The sequence below is a fragment of the Nostoc sp. NZL genome, assembly GCF_015714705.1.
In the GTDB taxonomy this organism is placed as follows: Bacteria; Cyanobacteriota; Cyanobacteriia; order Cyanobacteriales; family Nostocaceae; genus Nostoc; species Nostoc foliaceum_A.
On record NZ_WBKL01000194.1, the window covers coordinates 58,809 to 73,410 of the forward strand.

The 14,602-nt window shown below is 41.7% G+C and carries 9 protein-coding genes; 7 read left to right on the forward strand and 2 right to left on the reverse strand.

Going from position 1 to position 14,602, the window contains the following annotated elements; genetic code table 11:
• Positions 1-375: 375 nt before the first annotated feature.
• Entirely contained in the window at positions 376-1,575 is a 1,200-nt protein-coding gene (locus tag F8R90_RS28525; protein WP_196512762.1) for an iron-containing alcohol dehydrogenase family protein, read from the forward strand.
• Entirely contained in the window at positions 1,572-2,777 is a 1,206-nt protein-coding gene (locus F8R90_RS28530; protein WP_196512761.1) for an aspartate aminotransferase, read from the forward strand. The genes F8R90_RS28525 and F8R90_RS28530 overlap by 4 nt, the downstream gene beginning before the upstream one ends.
• Positions 2,778-2,796: 19 nt before the next feature.
• Here F8R90_RS28530 and F8R90_RS28535 read toward each other — a convergent pair whose 3' ends face one another.
• Complete coding sequence (locus F8R90_RS28535; protein WP_196512760.1) at positions 2,797-4,068, reverse strand: helix-turn-helix domain-containing protein; 1,272 nt, start codon at positions 4,066-4,068, stop codon at positions 2,797-2,799.
• 611 nt (positions 4,069-4,679) lie between these two features.
• On the opposite strand from F8R90_RS28535, the gene F8R90_RS28540 reads away from it, so the two are divergent.
• A complete protein-coding gene (locus F8R90_RS28540; protein ID WP_196512759.1) occupies positions 4,680-8,867 on the forward strand; it encodes an FG-GAP-like repeat-containing protein in 4,188 nt (1,395 codons plus the stop codon).
• A gap of 192 nt (positions 8,868-9,059) precedes the next feature.
• Here the strand turns inward: F8R90_RS28540 and F8R90_RS28545 are convergent, their stop codons facing one another.
• Complete coding sequence (locus F8R90_RS28545) at positions 9,060-9,944, reverse strand: DUF4351 domain-containing protein (RefSeq protein ID WP_196512758.1); 885 nt, start codon at positions 9,942-9,944, stop codon at positions 9,060-9,062.
• Positions 9,945-10,326: 382 nt separating this feature from the next.
• Between F8R90_RS28545 and F8R90_RS28550 the strand changes: the two genes are divergently transcribed.
• The 4 genes from F8R90_RS28550 (at position 10,327) to arsJ (ending at position 14,568) form a co-directional block, all read left to right on the forward strand.
• Positions 10,327-10,650, forward strand: a complete 324-nt coding sequence (locus tag F8R90_RS28550; RefSeq protein WP_196512757.1) for an ArsR/SmtB family transcription factor — start codon at positions 10,327-10,329, stop codon at positions 10,648-10,650.
• Between the two features lie 222 nt (positions 10,651-10,872).
• Positions 10,873-11,931, forward strand: coding sequence for a PstS family phosphate ABC transporter substrate-binding protein (locus tag F8R90_RS28555; RefSeq protein ID WP_196512756.1), 1,059 nt, complete (start codon positions 10,873-10,875; stop codon positions 11,929-11,931).
• Positions 11,932-12,122: 191 nt separating this feature from the next.
• Entirely contained in the window at positions 12,123-13,142 is a 1,020-nt protein-coding gene (locus F8R90_RS28560; protein ID WP_196512755.1) for an ArsJ-associated glyceraldehyde-3-phosphate dehydrogenase, read from the forward strand.
• Positions 13,143-13,281: 139 nt separating this feature from the next.
• Entirely contained in the window at positions 13,282-14,568 is a 1,287-nt protein-coding gene (gene arsJ, locus F8R90_RS28565; protein ID WP_196513442.1) for an organoarsenical effux MFS transporter ArsJ, read from the forward strand.
• Positions 14,569-14,602 lie beyond the last annotated feature (34 nt).

The following is a 14,602-nucleotide window of genomic DNA, read 5'->3' on the forward strand; positions in this document are numbered from 1 at the left end:
ATGAGTTGGCTGTGGAGGCATACAGATAGATAGATGTATGTACCTAGGTACTTATCCATAGCTGACAATGACCATCGACACATTATTCAGTTCTCAATGACTTTTCTTGAGAATCTGAGAATGGTAATGTTAAATACGGTTATTCAAAACTTTGATAGTTCGGAATTTCAGACTAATGGACATCACAGATTCAAGCAAAGTCGTCAATTTGCTTAACCAGTTGGCGATAGGCTTTGTCTTTTTTATTAAATCGGTTAAAACCTAGTTGAGTCAGATACAAGCTTGTAGCCATCCTGAAAAAAGCGTGGCAACAAGTATCCTTGGCTGCAAGTCTATTAGATTAAGAAATATCAAGGTTTTGGCAAACTAGATTATATGTCTAATCAACTTTCTACTCAACCTTCTTTGTCTACTCAAACCTCTAGTCCGTTATTGACGCTCACAGTTGCCCCTGCAAAAGTAATTCGTGGTTCTGGGGTGCTACAAGCAGCCGCAGCAGAGATCGCCTGTTTGGGAAGTCGTCCCTTAATTGTGGCAGGTGAGTCTACTCTCGCCATCAGCAGAAAGAATTTGCAACCGATTTTAGAAACGCAACAGTTACATCCTGTCCAAGCTTCTTATGGTGCAGATTGCTGCGAAGCTAGCCTGAAATCTTTACAGAAAAAAGCAAAAGAACATAAAGCTGATGTAATTATCGGCTTTGGTGGCGGCAAAGCCTTAGATACAGCGAAATTAGTTGCACAGCAATTGCAGTTGTCAGTGGTGACAATTCCGACATCAGGGGCTACTTGTGCCGCTTGGAGTGCCTTGTCGAATGTTTATTCGGAAGATGGGGCATTTCTCTACGATGTGGGGCTGTCTCATTGTCCCGATTTATTGATACTTGATTATGACTTGATTAAAACTGCACCACAACGGACTTTAGTAGCTGGAATTGGTGATGCGATCGCTAAGTGGTATGAAGCCTCAGTTAGCAGTGGGCATTTGCAAGACACTTTAATTATTGCTGCGGTGCAACAAGCACGAGTTTTGCGAGATATCCTCTTACAAAAGTCAGCGGCCGCCTTGAAAGAACCAGGTAGTGAAGTTTGGCGAGAAGTCGTAGATGCTACTGTTTTATTAGCTGGGGTAGTTGGGGGACTTGGAGGGGCGCAGTGTCGCACAGTTGCAGCCCATGCCGTGCATAATGGTTTAACGCACATTTCAGGACATGAGAGTATTCATGGCGAAAAGGTTGCTTTTGGGATTTTGGTACAACTGCGTTTAGAAGAAATGCTACAAGGCAATCAATTAGCCGCATCAGCAAGACAACAGTTGTTAAAGTTCTACGCAGAAATTGGACTACCCCAAAAATTAAGTGATTTGGGATTGGGCAATATTACATTAGGCGAGTTGCAAACAGCCGCTGAAATTGCTCTAGTTCCTAATTCTGACATCCATCGACTACCATTTAAAGTCGCGTTGGAACAATTGATGGCGGCAATGGTTTCCACCACTGCACCCATAGATAGTAGAGACAGTAGAGACATAAATCGAGTTTCGCCCAAGGGAATGAGTGACGAGGTTGAAGCATGAGTTTAGATTGGATTGTCCCAGCAGAACGTATACAAAAACTGCCACCCTATGTATTTGCCCGTTTAGATGAACTAAAAGCTAAAGCACGGGAACAAGGGTTAGATTTAATTGATTTGGGTATGGGAAACCCCGATGGTGCAACACCAGCACCAGTTGTAGAAGCTGCGATCGCAGCCTTGAAAGATCCCGCCAATCACGGTTATCCTCCCTTTGAGGGGACTGCTAGTTTTCGCCGTGCGATCACCAATTGGTATCGCCGCCGCTATGATGTCATTCTCGATCCCGATAGCGAAGCTTTACCGCTACTTGGTTCTAAAGAAGGATTAACCCATTTAGCGATCGCCTACGTTAACCCTGGCGATTTAGTTCTGGTTCCTTCCCCAGCTTATCCCGCCCATTTTCGCGGCCCTGCGATCGCAGGGGGGAAAATCCATAGTTTGATTCTTAAACCAGAGAATGACTGGTTAATCGATTTAGCTGCTATTCCTGACGAAGTTGCCAGACAAGCTAAAATTCTCTATTTCAACTATCCCAGCAATCCCACTGCTGCCACAGCCCCCCGCGAATTCTTTGAAGAAATCGTCGCCTTCGCCCGCAAATATGAAATTTTACTGGTGCATGATTTGTGTTATGCCGAGTTAGCTTTTGATGGTTATCAACCCACTAGCTTGCTAGAAATTCCCGGCGCGAAAGATATTGGTGTGGAATTTCACACCTTATCTAAAACCTATAATATGGCTGGTTGGCGTGTTGGGTTTGTGGTGGGGAACCGCCATGTCATTCAAGGTTTGCGAACACTAAAAACTAACTTGGATTACGGTATTTTTTCCGCTTTGCAAAAAGCAGCCGAAACCGCCTTGCAATTGCCAGATGTCTATTTGCATGAGGTACAACAACGTTACCGCACCCGCCGCGATTTCCTGATTAACGGGTTAGGAGAGTTGGGTTGGGATATTCCCAAAACCAAGGCGACAATGTATCTTTGGGTGAAGTGTCCCGTTGGCGTTGGTTCCACGGATTTTGCCCTGAACGTGTTGCAGCAAACAGGCGTTGTAGTTACCCCAGGAAATGCCTTTGGGGTTGCAGGTGAGGGTTATGTAAGAATCAGTTTGATTGCCGACTGCGATCGCTTGGGTGAAGCTTTACATCGCTTTAAACAAGCTGGTATCCGCTATCAACCGGAAGCTGTAGTCTCTGCTTGAGGAGCGATCGCTGATCTCGTTAGTTGATTAAAGGAAAAATTTCCTCCGTAAATACCTCTTTCACATATTCCATTACAATCGGTGACTGGGTATAGCCACCAACCTCTGTCTCAATTAAAGAACGCCTAATCAATCTTTCTACAGCATCAAACAGTTTTGCTTTAGATACAGTAGGCACAATTTTGGTGTGTAAGTAATTAATAGTAGTAAATTGCTGATTTATTTGTAACCAGTACATTACCTGCTGTTCCAAAGCCGAAAGGTGATGGAATTGCCGATCAAGTAAGTGGCGGATACTACTGAATACGAAGGTATTTTGCTCTAGAAAGTTGTTGATATCTTTATTAAATAAGTTAATGATGGTATTGGCAGCCACCCGGATTTTTAGGGGGTTATTATTGTATAAATTGCATAATTTATATTTATCCTCATCTGTACCCAAGAGCGGATAGGATTGCAGTATGAGAAAGGCTGCTTCAAGTGAGCCAAATAATTTAAGGGAGCTAACCCAACGGTTAGCTCCCTCCAAAAAATTCATTTCTACTGGTTTCTCTCTAGTAGTTAAAATTACGCAGCTTTTATGCTCTACTTCTGCTATTACCCGGATTAACTCAGTATATTCTTGATAATCGGAGCGATATTTACCAGTATGACCAACATCTAAGACTGTTTCTAGGCTATCTAAAATAATTAGACACCGGGAAGTACGCAGATAATAAATGAGTTTGTTGATGTCGGGTTTGGGTTCTTGATAATTGGATACAAAGGATAGCAAATCAGTTATGATCTCATCAAAGGATGGGGCTTGACGGAGCGATCGCCAAATCACAGAATCAAATTCACCCTGGATCTGTTTTGCCAGCTTGGCAGTTAAAATGGTTTTACCAACCCCACCCCTGCCGAAGACTGTAAGCAAGCGACACCTATCTTGCAATATCCATGATTCTAACTGTGCCATTTCTTGGGTGCGATCGTAAAACACTGAGACATCAACCGCAGTTCCCCAGTCTTGGTATTTGTTGCTTTTTAACTCCTGTGTATTTATACTTTTTTTGAGAGAGGTAGGCTCAAAATCAGGAGTGGAAATTTCTCTCCAATCTAGGTTTAATTTCCGACATATTTCTTCAAAGGTTCCATACAGAACGGGTTTACAATTGAGGAATCTACTAATTGTGTCTATGGATAATCCCGTTTCATAAGCCAAGGATTTTTGGGTAGGATATCCATTCTCAGAAAGTGCAATTTTGACATGGTTAATCCTCTGATGATTTACTCTCAATGAGCGTGTCATTAATTCTTTTGTTATTTTACTTTGTAAGTATCTAATATAAAAACCTTGATATTTTATCAAGTTTATGTAAAGTTTTCGCTGCATCGGATTTTTCACTGAATCATATATATATATTTATCTATGTTCAAGCTGAGTTAAGCCTGTAATAGTTGATGAAGCCGTAAAAGTCAGTTAAAACTCATAAGAAAGTCATAAGAAAGCCATAAGAAGTCAGTGATTATCAGGCTTGTACTCAGCAATGGGTAGTATATGATGTTGGTGTTTATAGTAAATGTACCAATTCTAAATTATTTGTGAAAATTCATTCATATTGCAGAGATGCAGCAATGCTATATCTCGTCTATAACGCTGAATTGTATCTTCACTAATAATTTAGGATTGCTATCGGTTTAGGAATCCAACCAAATTCTCAAATGAAACAGCCCTGCCTTAACAAGGGGGCAAAAAATTCTCAAAATTCCCTTTTTTAAGGGGGATTTAGGGCGATTTTATGATGTTTTGCAGTATAGAGATGTGTGTACACCGTAGCCTTACAAAGAAGGCAAATGGAGTATCTGCATAACTATTGATACTGCAAAGCATTTTCCAAATACCAAATTCAGGGATCAATCATGTCTAATATTATTTTCGCTAACAATCTGGAAATTGATGTCACCATTCAACAGGAATGGCTTGATATTGTGAATGTAGCCCGAAACGATGCCTATTATTATCTCAGCAGTTTCCGAAATGATACAGGGTATACAGAGAAGTTACAGACTGCGTTTGGTAATAATTTTGATAGTGAAGTAGCTAATCAATTATTTGATGGTTTTTCTCAAGGGAATTTTAGTACTATTCCTACTATCGAGATTGTGAATCGAAATGATCTCAATGGTGCAAATGGTGCTTTTGCTATAGCTACAGGCAAGATTTATTTAGCTGCTGATTTTATTAGCCAAAATGCTCAGAATCTTGATGCTATTGTGGCGGTATTGCTGGAGGAAACTGGGCATTCTATTGATGCAAAAATTAATGTAGCAGATGCAGCAGGGGATGAGGGTGATATTTTTGCGAGGTTGGTGCAAGGGAAGAGTATAAGTCAGCAACAGTTAGCGGTTTTGAAGGCTGAGGATGATACTACAACTGTAACGTTGGATGGTCAGGTTGTTCAGATTGAGATGAATTGGCAATACACTAATCAAGCTTGGTATGGTGATTCAAATGATGATGATTTTGGTGTAAACAACTTTAACAAAATGAACATATTTGACACTGTAAAAAAATCATTTGGACCTGTACATGGACTGGGTGGTAACGACGTTATTTTTGGAAGTGGTTATTTATGGTTCAATAACGTTGGCAATGACAACCTATATGGCGACTCAGGTGATGATAAGCTCTGGGGTCTCAAGGGTAATGATGCCCTATATGGTGGACAGGGCGATGATGTACTTGGTGAAGATAGTGGCGACTATGAAGAAGCCGGCAATGATGCCCTATATGGTGGATCTGGTAATGATAACCTGTACGGCGGACCTGACAATGATTATCTCTTTGGTGAAGAAGGCAATGACTACTTAGATGGTGGAACAGGCAGTGATCAACTTGATGGTTATAGTGGAGATGATCAACTGTTTACTGGTGAAATTTCCGATACAGATTCACACTATTTAACCGGCGGTCTTGGAGTGGATACATTCAACGTTGGGTTGAGTAGAGGATCATTCAATGCTTCTTACGCCGCCTCAATAGCAGGTCATGTTGATAAAATCGGAAAAATTACTCTAGATGTATTCAAGAATTTTTCTACTAGTGCAGAAAAATTTATCAAGGACAATGCTTGGCTGGCAAAATTATCACTAGGTTCAACTGTAATCAGCGAGATATTCGGATTAATCAAAGATTTTACCCCAAAAGTCACTACAGGACTTTGGAAACAAACAGTAGTGATTAAAGATTTTACTCTTCTAGATACGCTTGTTTTACCTGCTAGTCTCAAGGACAAACTGGTTTTAAACTTGAGTAGTATTACCCAAGTGAATATTGCCACAGAACTTAACGGATCTGTCGCTCTTCATCAAGGATATGGGCAACTACAGCAAGCCAATAATCAGACAACGCCATATATTTTTTTACTGGATGAAGATTCCAATGGAGATCGCACAGAGGATTTGCGGCGTTATGTGTTTAAAGAATATACAGACCCGACGAAACCAGACGTAGTGTTATATAAGCTAGTACCAGTAACGGTTGTGGTTGATAAAAATGAAGATATTAGAGGATATAGTAATGACGATGTTCTATTTGGCTGGGGAGGTGATGACAATATCAATAGCGGTGCTGGTAATGACATCCTTGATGGTGGTGATGGTAATGACACTCTGATGGGGGGTGCTGATATTGACACCCTTAATGGTGGCACTGGTGATGATGCTCTTGATGGCGGCACTGGTGATGATACCGCAGTTTTCACTGGGTATGCTGTTAATTATCAAATCTCTTTATTAAGTAATGGAGATGTGCAGGTTAAGGACTCTCAAGGTAATGATACCCTCAAAGACATTGAACGAATCAATTTTGGAGGGGTAACATATAAAGTCTTCAAAGGAGACGGTTTAGATAATACTTTAACAGCAGACGTATACTCTTTTTCAGCTTTAATGTTTAGTGGTGCTGGCAATGACAACATCTATGGTGGTTTTGGTAATGACATTATCTATGGTGAGTCAGGTAATGATAATATTTCTGGCTCTCGAGGAGACGACACTATCTATGGCGGGTCAGGAAATGACATCATTGATGGCTGGGAAGACAATGACTATATAGATGGTGGTGATAATGACGACACCATCAATGGCAATATTGGCAATGACACCATCTATGGCGGATCAGGAAATGACAACATTTATGGTGGTAATGATTATGACATCGTAGTTTTCACAGGAGCTTCTGTTAATTATCAAATCTCTTTATTAAGCAATGGAGATGTGCAGGTTACTGACTCCCAAACTAGTAGAGATGGTACTGATATCCTCACAGATATTGAACAAATCAATTTTAATGGAGGGGGGATATATCAAGTTTTCAAAGGAACCGATTCCAATGACACTTTAAGAGCAGGTGGTTACTGGGCTTTAATGTTTGGTAGTGTTGGTAATGATACCTACGTTGTCTATCAAACCGCCGATATCATTACCGAAAATGCCAATGAAGGTACAGATACAATTCAATCCAGTGTAACGTTTAGTCTTGCCAACCAGCCAAACATCGAAAACCTTACCCTTACAGGAATAGCCGCGATTAACGGTACAGGGAATGCAGGTAATAACATCATTACAAGTAACGCTGGTAATAACACCCTCAATGGTGGTGCAGGTAACGATACCTTATATGGTGATGATTATGATGTCGCATTTAATCCATCGCTTCAAGGCAGTACTGAATTTACTTACTCAAAAGCATGGACTAGCTTTAATGCCATGCCACACCAGTTAGCAGATGTAAACGGTGATGGTCGTGCTGATATTGTTGGATTTACGGGCTATGATGTCTATGTGGCTATTGGACAAACTAACGGCACATTTGCTCAATCATTTAAAGGATACACTCCCACTGCCTCCACTAATTTTTTTGGAGGTAGCTTCAATAGCAATCCACGGCAGGTAGCAGATGTGAATGGCGATGGTTGTGCTGATATCATTGGGTTTGGTAACCATACTCTCTATGTCGCTCTTGGTCAAGCTAATGGCACATTCGGTTCTGCAATTGTAGCCAGCACGGAGTTTGCTACATCTGGATACAGTTTTAATCAAAATCCACGGCAGATAGGAGATGTCAACGGCGATGGTCGTGCTGATTATGTTGAGTTTGGTAACGGTGGTATCTACGTGGCTCTTGGTAAAGATAATGGCACTTTTAGTTTATCATTTCCAGCCCTTTCTAACATTAGTTCCACGGACAACTGGACTAACTTTGATCAAAATCCACGCCTTTTAGCAGACGTAAACGGCGATGGTCGTGCTGATATTGTTGCTTTTGGTAACAATAATGTCTATGTCGCTCTTGCTAAATCTGACAACACAGGCACATTTAATTCAGCGATTTCAGCCACTACTGAATTTACTTACTCAAAAGCATGGACTAGCTTTAATGCCTTGCCACGTCAGGTAGCAGATGTAACTGGTGATGGTCGTGCTGACATTGTTGGATTTGATCGCGGTACTGTCTATGTGGCTTCTGGTCAAGCTAATGGCACTTTTAGTACACAATTTCAAGCCCTTTCTAATATTAGTCCCACGGACAACTGGAATACCTTTGATCAAAATCCACGTCAGGTAGCAGATGTAAACGGCGATGGTACTGCTGATATTGTTGCTTTTGGTAACAATACTGTCTATGTCTCTGTTGCTAACACAGGGAAAGATACTCTAACTGGGGGACTTGGAAAAGATACTCTAACTGGGGGTGCTGGCGCAGATCGTTTTGACTACCGCAACTTAGCTGATTCCCTCTTCAATAGTTGTGATGTTATTACTGATTTCAATGCTAAATCTGGTAATGATTTATTCCTCGTTTCCACTGCACGCAGCGTATTTTCTAATGCGGGATCTGTTGCAACACTTGATATAGCAGGCATTGCAGCCAAGTTAACTACCGCTAATTTTGGAGCAAACTTTGCTGCTCAATTCACCTTTGGTAGTCGTACCTTTGTTGCTATTAATGATGCAACAGCAGGGTTTAATCAGGCTACTGATGCCATCATTGAGGTGACAGGATTCACTGGAACTATTGGGCTCAGTAATTTTACAACAGTGTGATTTGGTAATGGAGGGGGATAGAAGTATTAGATCCTCCCTAGCCCTGCTTACAAAATAGGGGAATGAAACCCCCTTTTTAAGGAGAGTTGGGGGATCTACATCTTGGACAACTGCTGAAAAACCGCTTCAAAATGATTCAAAACATGATCGTGTTCATATCAACTCCCTATCCTGATCACTTATCTATTGAAATTAACTTTGTGCTGACAACCAGGTTACTAAATCATCTAAATTAGAGAAATCTAACTGGGCATCCACCAACGCCTCCAACTGGGGAATCGATAAACTGGTAATTCTCTGCTCTAAATCAGGAGCAATTTCCCCAAAGCGTCGCCGGAGTAAGCGAAGTAGCAATGTCACCTCTCCTTCTTGTCGCCATTCTTCCCGTTGCTTAAGATAAGCTGGTGATAAGTTCATAATCAACTCCCTATCCTCATCACTTACATTATCTTTCACCTCTATATTTTTGCGCCAAGAAGCTAAAATCTCCAGCAATTGATCCCATTTAGAACTTTCTTCTGACAGTTGAACCAACTCTTCTACCGCCTGTTTTTGCGTCCTTCCCTTCCCCAAAACCCTTAGCCATAGGGTATCTTCAATAACAGGTAACTGATTAATAGCTACGATCGCTCCTTTCAACAATTCTGGCAGAAAATAAACCCCCTCAACCCAATTCTCTGACTCTTGAATTTTCCCCCCAAATCCGTTCAGCATTCTAGGAGAACAAGAAGGGGTTAAAATCCATAAACATGGCAATTCTCCCTCTGACAAAGACCGTTTTTCCCGTTTTGCTTGTCGTAATAAATCTCCATGAACCGTATATAACTTTAATAAACAACTCCTAATTTCCACTTCACTAGGAGCATTACGGAACGGTTCAAATAGACAACTAGTTGCAGCCATTTTTGCCAATAAACCTAATTCTGATGTATTAGATGGAGACGTATTGGGGACAAACCAAACATCTATCTCACGAACTTCGCTTTTAACATCTTTGCTAGTTTCTACTTTACCTAAAGAGGTTAACAACTCTTCTAGATATTCCTTGGCAAATTGGTCATGGGGTTGTCGAGTCATGAAATTATGATTGCCAGCATTGTTAATTTTGCAGTAATTAGTATTTTTTCATATCCGGGAATAATATCTCAAAGAATGCAAATATTTAACTTTATATATTCTCAATTTGAAAATATCGAAGATTTTTAGCACAATATCAGGTTGTATCAATATCTCCCCACTCTTTGCATCAGGGGGGAATTGTTTTTTCAATTTCGGCTGAGGTTTTATTGATGAGTGCGATCGCGCAAGCACTATAATGACATCCGTCGTTGCTGACTTATCAGTTCACATTTTTGTTGCTTTAGGTGCGATGTCTGACGACAAGCCTTACGGCTACGCACCTAAAGCTATAGTTTCTAGTTCACAATAGAGTTAACATACCCTTATCGAACTGTAATTGATGCTCACCTCCTCAGCTACCATTCCTCATATAATTGCTGCTGGCTTTCACGCCCTTTCTGATCCACTCAGGATTAGTGTGCTGGAATTGCTCCGACAGCGAGAATTATGTGTATGTGATTTGTGCGAAGCCTTGGGGGTAAATCAATCGAAACTATCTTTTCACCTGAAAACCCTCAAGGAAGCCGGCTTAGTTAACTCCCGTCAGGAAGGACGTTGGATTTATTACAGTTTGAATCTGTCCCAATTTAGTGTTTTAGAGGAATATCTGGCAGATTTTAGCCATAATTCTATAATTTCATCTGCCCGTTCCTGCTGTGATTAAGAAAGAGTTTAGATAAGTTAATTCATTGAAACCAGAATCTTACAGCTTCAAGCCCTAGAAGTGTCAACTAGGACTGATTCCGTTTGTGCTGAATTAATTTATTTAATGCATCAAGTTTTTTTGATGAATTTTTATGTATAGTGCTATGCTTTATATTGACACATCAAGTTTTTTTGAAATGATATAAACATACTTTCAAAATTACCCCTAACGGTGAGGTCAATGAACGCAATAGCAAAGAAATTGGCTCTCTTATTTGGAGTGTTGGCTTTTGCCACCAGCTGCACAGCCACACCTAATTCATCTACTCAAACTCAGTCGTTGCCAAAGGTTACGGAAGTCAGTAATTCGACAAAGGTAACGACAATTAAGATTGATGGTTCTAGCACAGTGTATCCGATCGCAGAGGCGATCGCTAACCAGTTTCAACAGAACAAGCAACAGTACAAGGGACGGGTTGTAGTTAGCTTTTCCGGTACTAGCGCCGGGTTTAAAAAGTTCTGTAGTAAACAGACAGACATCAGCAACGCCTCGCGTCCTATCCTGAAAGCAGAGATAGAAGCTTGCAACAAAAATGGTGTCAAGTTTATCGAGCTTCCCGTTGCCTTTGACGCGCTGACTGTTGCCGTAAATTCCGAAAATACTTGGGCAAAAGATATTACTGTAGCCGAATTGAAAAAGCTTTGGGAGCCAAATGCCCAAGGAAAAATCACTCGTTGGAACCAAGTGCGATCGTCTTGGCCCGATAAACCAATTAACTTGTATGGTGCAGGTGGTCAGTCTGGTACTTTTGATTACTTCACAGAAGCTATTGTTGGTAAAACTAGAGCCAGCCGCACTGACTACATCTCCAGTGAAGATGATCTTGCTCTAGTGCGTGGAGTTGGCACAGATCCTAATGCCTTGGGTTATTTCGGGCTTGCTTATTATGAAGACAACAAAAGTCGGTTAAAACCTCTTGCAATTGATAGCGGTAAAGGAGCAGTATTGCCATCAACTGAAACTGTTGAAAAAGCTGAATATCAGCCATTAGCTCGACCTTTGTTGATTTATGTTAATGCTCAGTCTTTACAAAATCAGCCAGAACTCAAAGAATTTGTAGATTATTACCTAAAGTACGCTCCAATAACAACTAGTTCGGTTGGGTATGTGCCTTTACCTAGTGAAGCCTATGAACTGGCAGAAAAACACTTTCAAGCTGGTAAAGAAGGAACAGTATTTGCAGGCAAAGAGCAGATAAACTTCCAAATTAGTGATTTGTTGAAAACACCACAAAAATAGTGGTTTAACTCAAAAATACTGATGTAAAAGAAAGTTTTGATAAGTTCGTAGTAAGCACTTTAGTGCTTAAAAAATTAAGGACTAAAGTCCTTACTACAAACATACTATTGAATAAATTTGGTGCTACCCATTAATTGAGGATGCATTCACAAACTCAGATTTTGTTGATTTAAATAAACTTAGGAAAACTGATGAGAGTACGTGTTGGCATCAACGGATTTGGCAGAATTGGACGGCTAGCTTTGCGGGCTGCTTGGGGTTGGTCAGAGCTTGAGTTTGTCCATATCAATGAGATTAAAGGCGGGGCAGTAACAGCTGCTCATTTGCTCAAATTTGATTCTGTTCACGGGCGTTGGGCACCGGAAGTAGAAGCACAAAGCGATGATCGCATTCTCATTGATGGCACACCCCTCAGCTTTAGTGAACATTCTCAACCGGGTGAAGTCCCTTGGGAAGAGTTAGGCGTTGATCTCGTGCTGGAATGCTCCGGCAAGTTTAGGACTCCTGCCACTCTAGATCCGTATTTTAAACGGGGAGTACAGAAAGTAATTGTGGCTGCTCCGGTGAAGGAAGAAGCCTTGAATATTGTCATGGGGGTTAATGACCAACTTTATGAGCCAGAAAAACATCATCTGTTAACTGCGGCTTCTTGTACTACTAACTGTTTGGCTCCAGTTGTGAAGGTGATCCATGAAGGCTTGGGCATTAAACATGGAATTATTACCACAATCCATGACAACACCAATACTCAGACCATTGTGGATGCCCCTCACAAGGATCTGCGCCGCGCAAGAGCTACCAGTTTATCTTTGATTCCTACTACCACTGGATCGGCAACTGCGATCGGGTTAATTTATCCCGAACTCAACGGCAAACTCAATGGTTTGGCAGTACGGGTGCCATTGCTCAATGCTTCTTTGACAGACTGCGTGTTTGAAGTTGTGCGACCCACCACAGTAGAAGAAATTAATAGCTTACTAAAAGCAGCTTCAGAGCAAGCACCGCTCAAAGGAATTTTGGGCTATGAAGAACGTCCTTTAGTATCTATCGACTACAAAGACGATCCTCGATCTTCCATCATTGATGCCCTCTCCACAATGGTGGTAAACGAGACGCAAGTGAAAATACTCGCTTGGTATGACAACGAATGGGGCTATGCCAACCGGATGGTTGAACTCGCCCGGAAAGTAGCTCTGAGTCTTAAACATTAAAGGTGATTGAGCATGGGAAAGAGGCAGAGGGGCAGGGTGCGGGGGGCAGAGGGGAAAACTCTTCTCTGCTCCCCACTCCCTGCTCCCTGCTCCCTACTCCCTGCTCCCTGCTCCCCACTCCCCACTCCCTCATCTCCTCATGGCTTCTACCACAGCTTCTAGCGCCAATTTCAAAAACTATATCCTCGTGACCCTTGCCTATTGGGGTTTCACTATTACTGATGGTGCCTTGCGAATGCTGGTGTTGCTCTACTTTAACAACATTGGCTATACCCCATTACAAATCGCTTCTTTATTCTTGTTCTATGAAGTCTTTGGAGTTATTACAAACTTTTTAGGTGGTTGGATTGGTTCTCAGTTAGGGCTAAAAGTTACCCTTTACACTGGTATCGGGCTACAGGTTTTCTCAATGGTGATGCTTTCATGGCTCAATCCAGATTGGGCGCAGTGGATTGCAGTCGGTTATGTGATGGTGGCACAGGCATTTTCTGGGATTGCCAAAGACTTAACCAAGATGAGTTCTAAGAGCGCTATTCGGTTGGTAGTTCCCCAAGATGCGCAGTCGTCTTTGTTTAAGTGGGTAGCAGTTCTAACGGGTTCCAAGAATGCCCTTAAAGGAGTAGGCTTCTTTGTCGGTAGCGCCCTCCTGGCTTCGGTTGGCTTCGTCAATTCCCTGTGGATTATGGCAGGGGGACTGTTCTTGATTATGTTCACGGGGCTACTGTTGCCTAAAGGGATGGGCAAAATTAAGAAGAAAGTCAAGTTTAGCCAACTCTTTTCTAAGAGCCAAGAAATCAATATTCTTTCGGCTGCTCGATTCTTTTTATTTGGTTCGCGGGATGTCTGGTTTGTTGTGGCATTACCAGTATTCTTACGGGAGATTTTAGGTTGGTCGTTCTATCAGGTTGGTGGATTCTTAGCTTGTTGGGTAATTGGCTACGGACTTGTTCAGTTCCTAGCGCCAACACTGATTCAACGATTTGGTTCTGGCCGTCCACCGGAATCAAAGACCATCCAGTTTTGGACGTTTACTCTAACAGTAGTTCCAGCTGCGATCGCTCTTGCTCTCCAAATAGGTATACCTGCAAATATTGCGATCGTTGGCGGACTCCTGATCTTTGGTGTAGTGTTTGCCTTCAACTCAGCAGTTCACTCTTATCTAGTGCTGGCGTTTACTGATGACGACAAGGTAGCGCTGAACGTTGGTTTTTATTACATGGCAAACTCTGGTGGTCGCTTGATAGGTACTGTCTTATCAGGTTTGATATATCAGTTTTTCGGTTTAGTTGGTTGTCTGTGGACATCCATGTTTTTTGTACTAGCAGCAGCATTGATTTCTCTGAAGCTACCCGATCCCGAACCCAGCAAAGCGATTCCCTCCGGGACGGCAAAGCCGAACGCCTGGAAAGCTGGAGATGGAGATTAGGGCATTGGTTATTCTTCCTTGTCTCCAATAATTA

Excerpts from the sequence above, each read along its gene's own strand:
- F8R90_RS28525 (WP_196512762.1), top strand. The coding sequence starts at position 376 with ATGTCTAATCAACTTTCTACTCAACCTTCTTTGTCTACTCAAACCTCT.
- F8R90_RS28530 (WP_196512761.1), top strand. The coding sequence starts at position 1,572 with ATGAGTTTAGATTGGATTGTCCCAGCAGAACGTATACAAAAACTGCCA.
- F8R90_RS28535 (WP_196512760.1), bottom strand. The coding sequence starts at position 4,068 with ATGACACGCTCATTGAGAGTAAATCATCAGAGGATTAACCATGTCAAA.
- F8R90_RS28540 (WP_196512759.1), top strand. The coding sequence starts at position 4,680 with ATGTCTAATATTATTTTCGCTAACAATCTGGAAATTGATGTCACCATT.
- F8R90_RS28545 (WP_196512758.1), bottom strand. The coding sequence starts at position 9,944 with ATGACTCGACAACCCCATGACCAATTTGCCAAGGAATATCTAGAAGAG.
- F8R90_RS28550 (WP_196512757.1), top strand. The coding sequence starts at position 10,327 with ATGCTCACCTCCTCAGCTACCATTCCTCATATAATTGCTGCTGGCTTT.
- F8R90_RS28555 (WP_196512756.1), top strand. The coding sequence starts at position 10,873 with ATGAACGCAATAGCAAAGAAATTGGCTCTCTTATTTGGAGTGTTGGCT.
- F8R90_RS28560 (WP_196512755.1), top strand. The coding sequence starts at position 12,123 with ATGAGAGTACGTGTTGGCATCAACGGATTTGGCAGAATTGGACGGCTA.
- arsJ (WP_196513442.1), top strand. The coding sequence starts at position 13,282 with ATGGCTTCTACCACAGCTTCTAGCGCCAATTTCAAAAACTATATCCTC.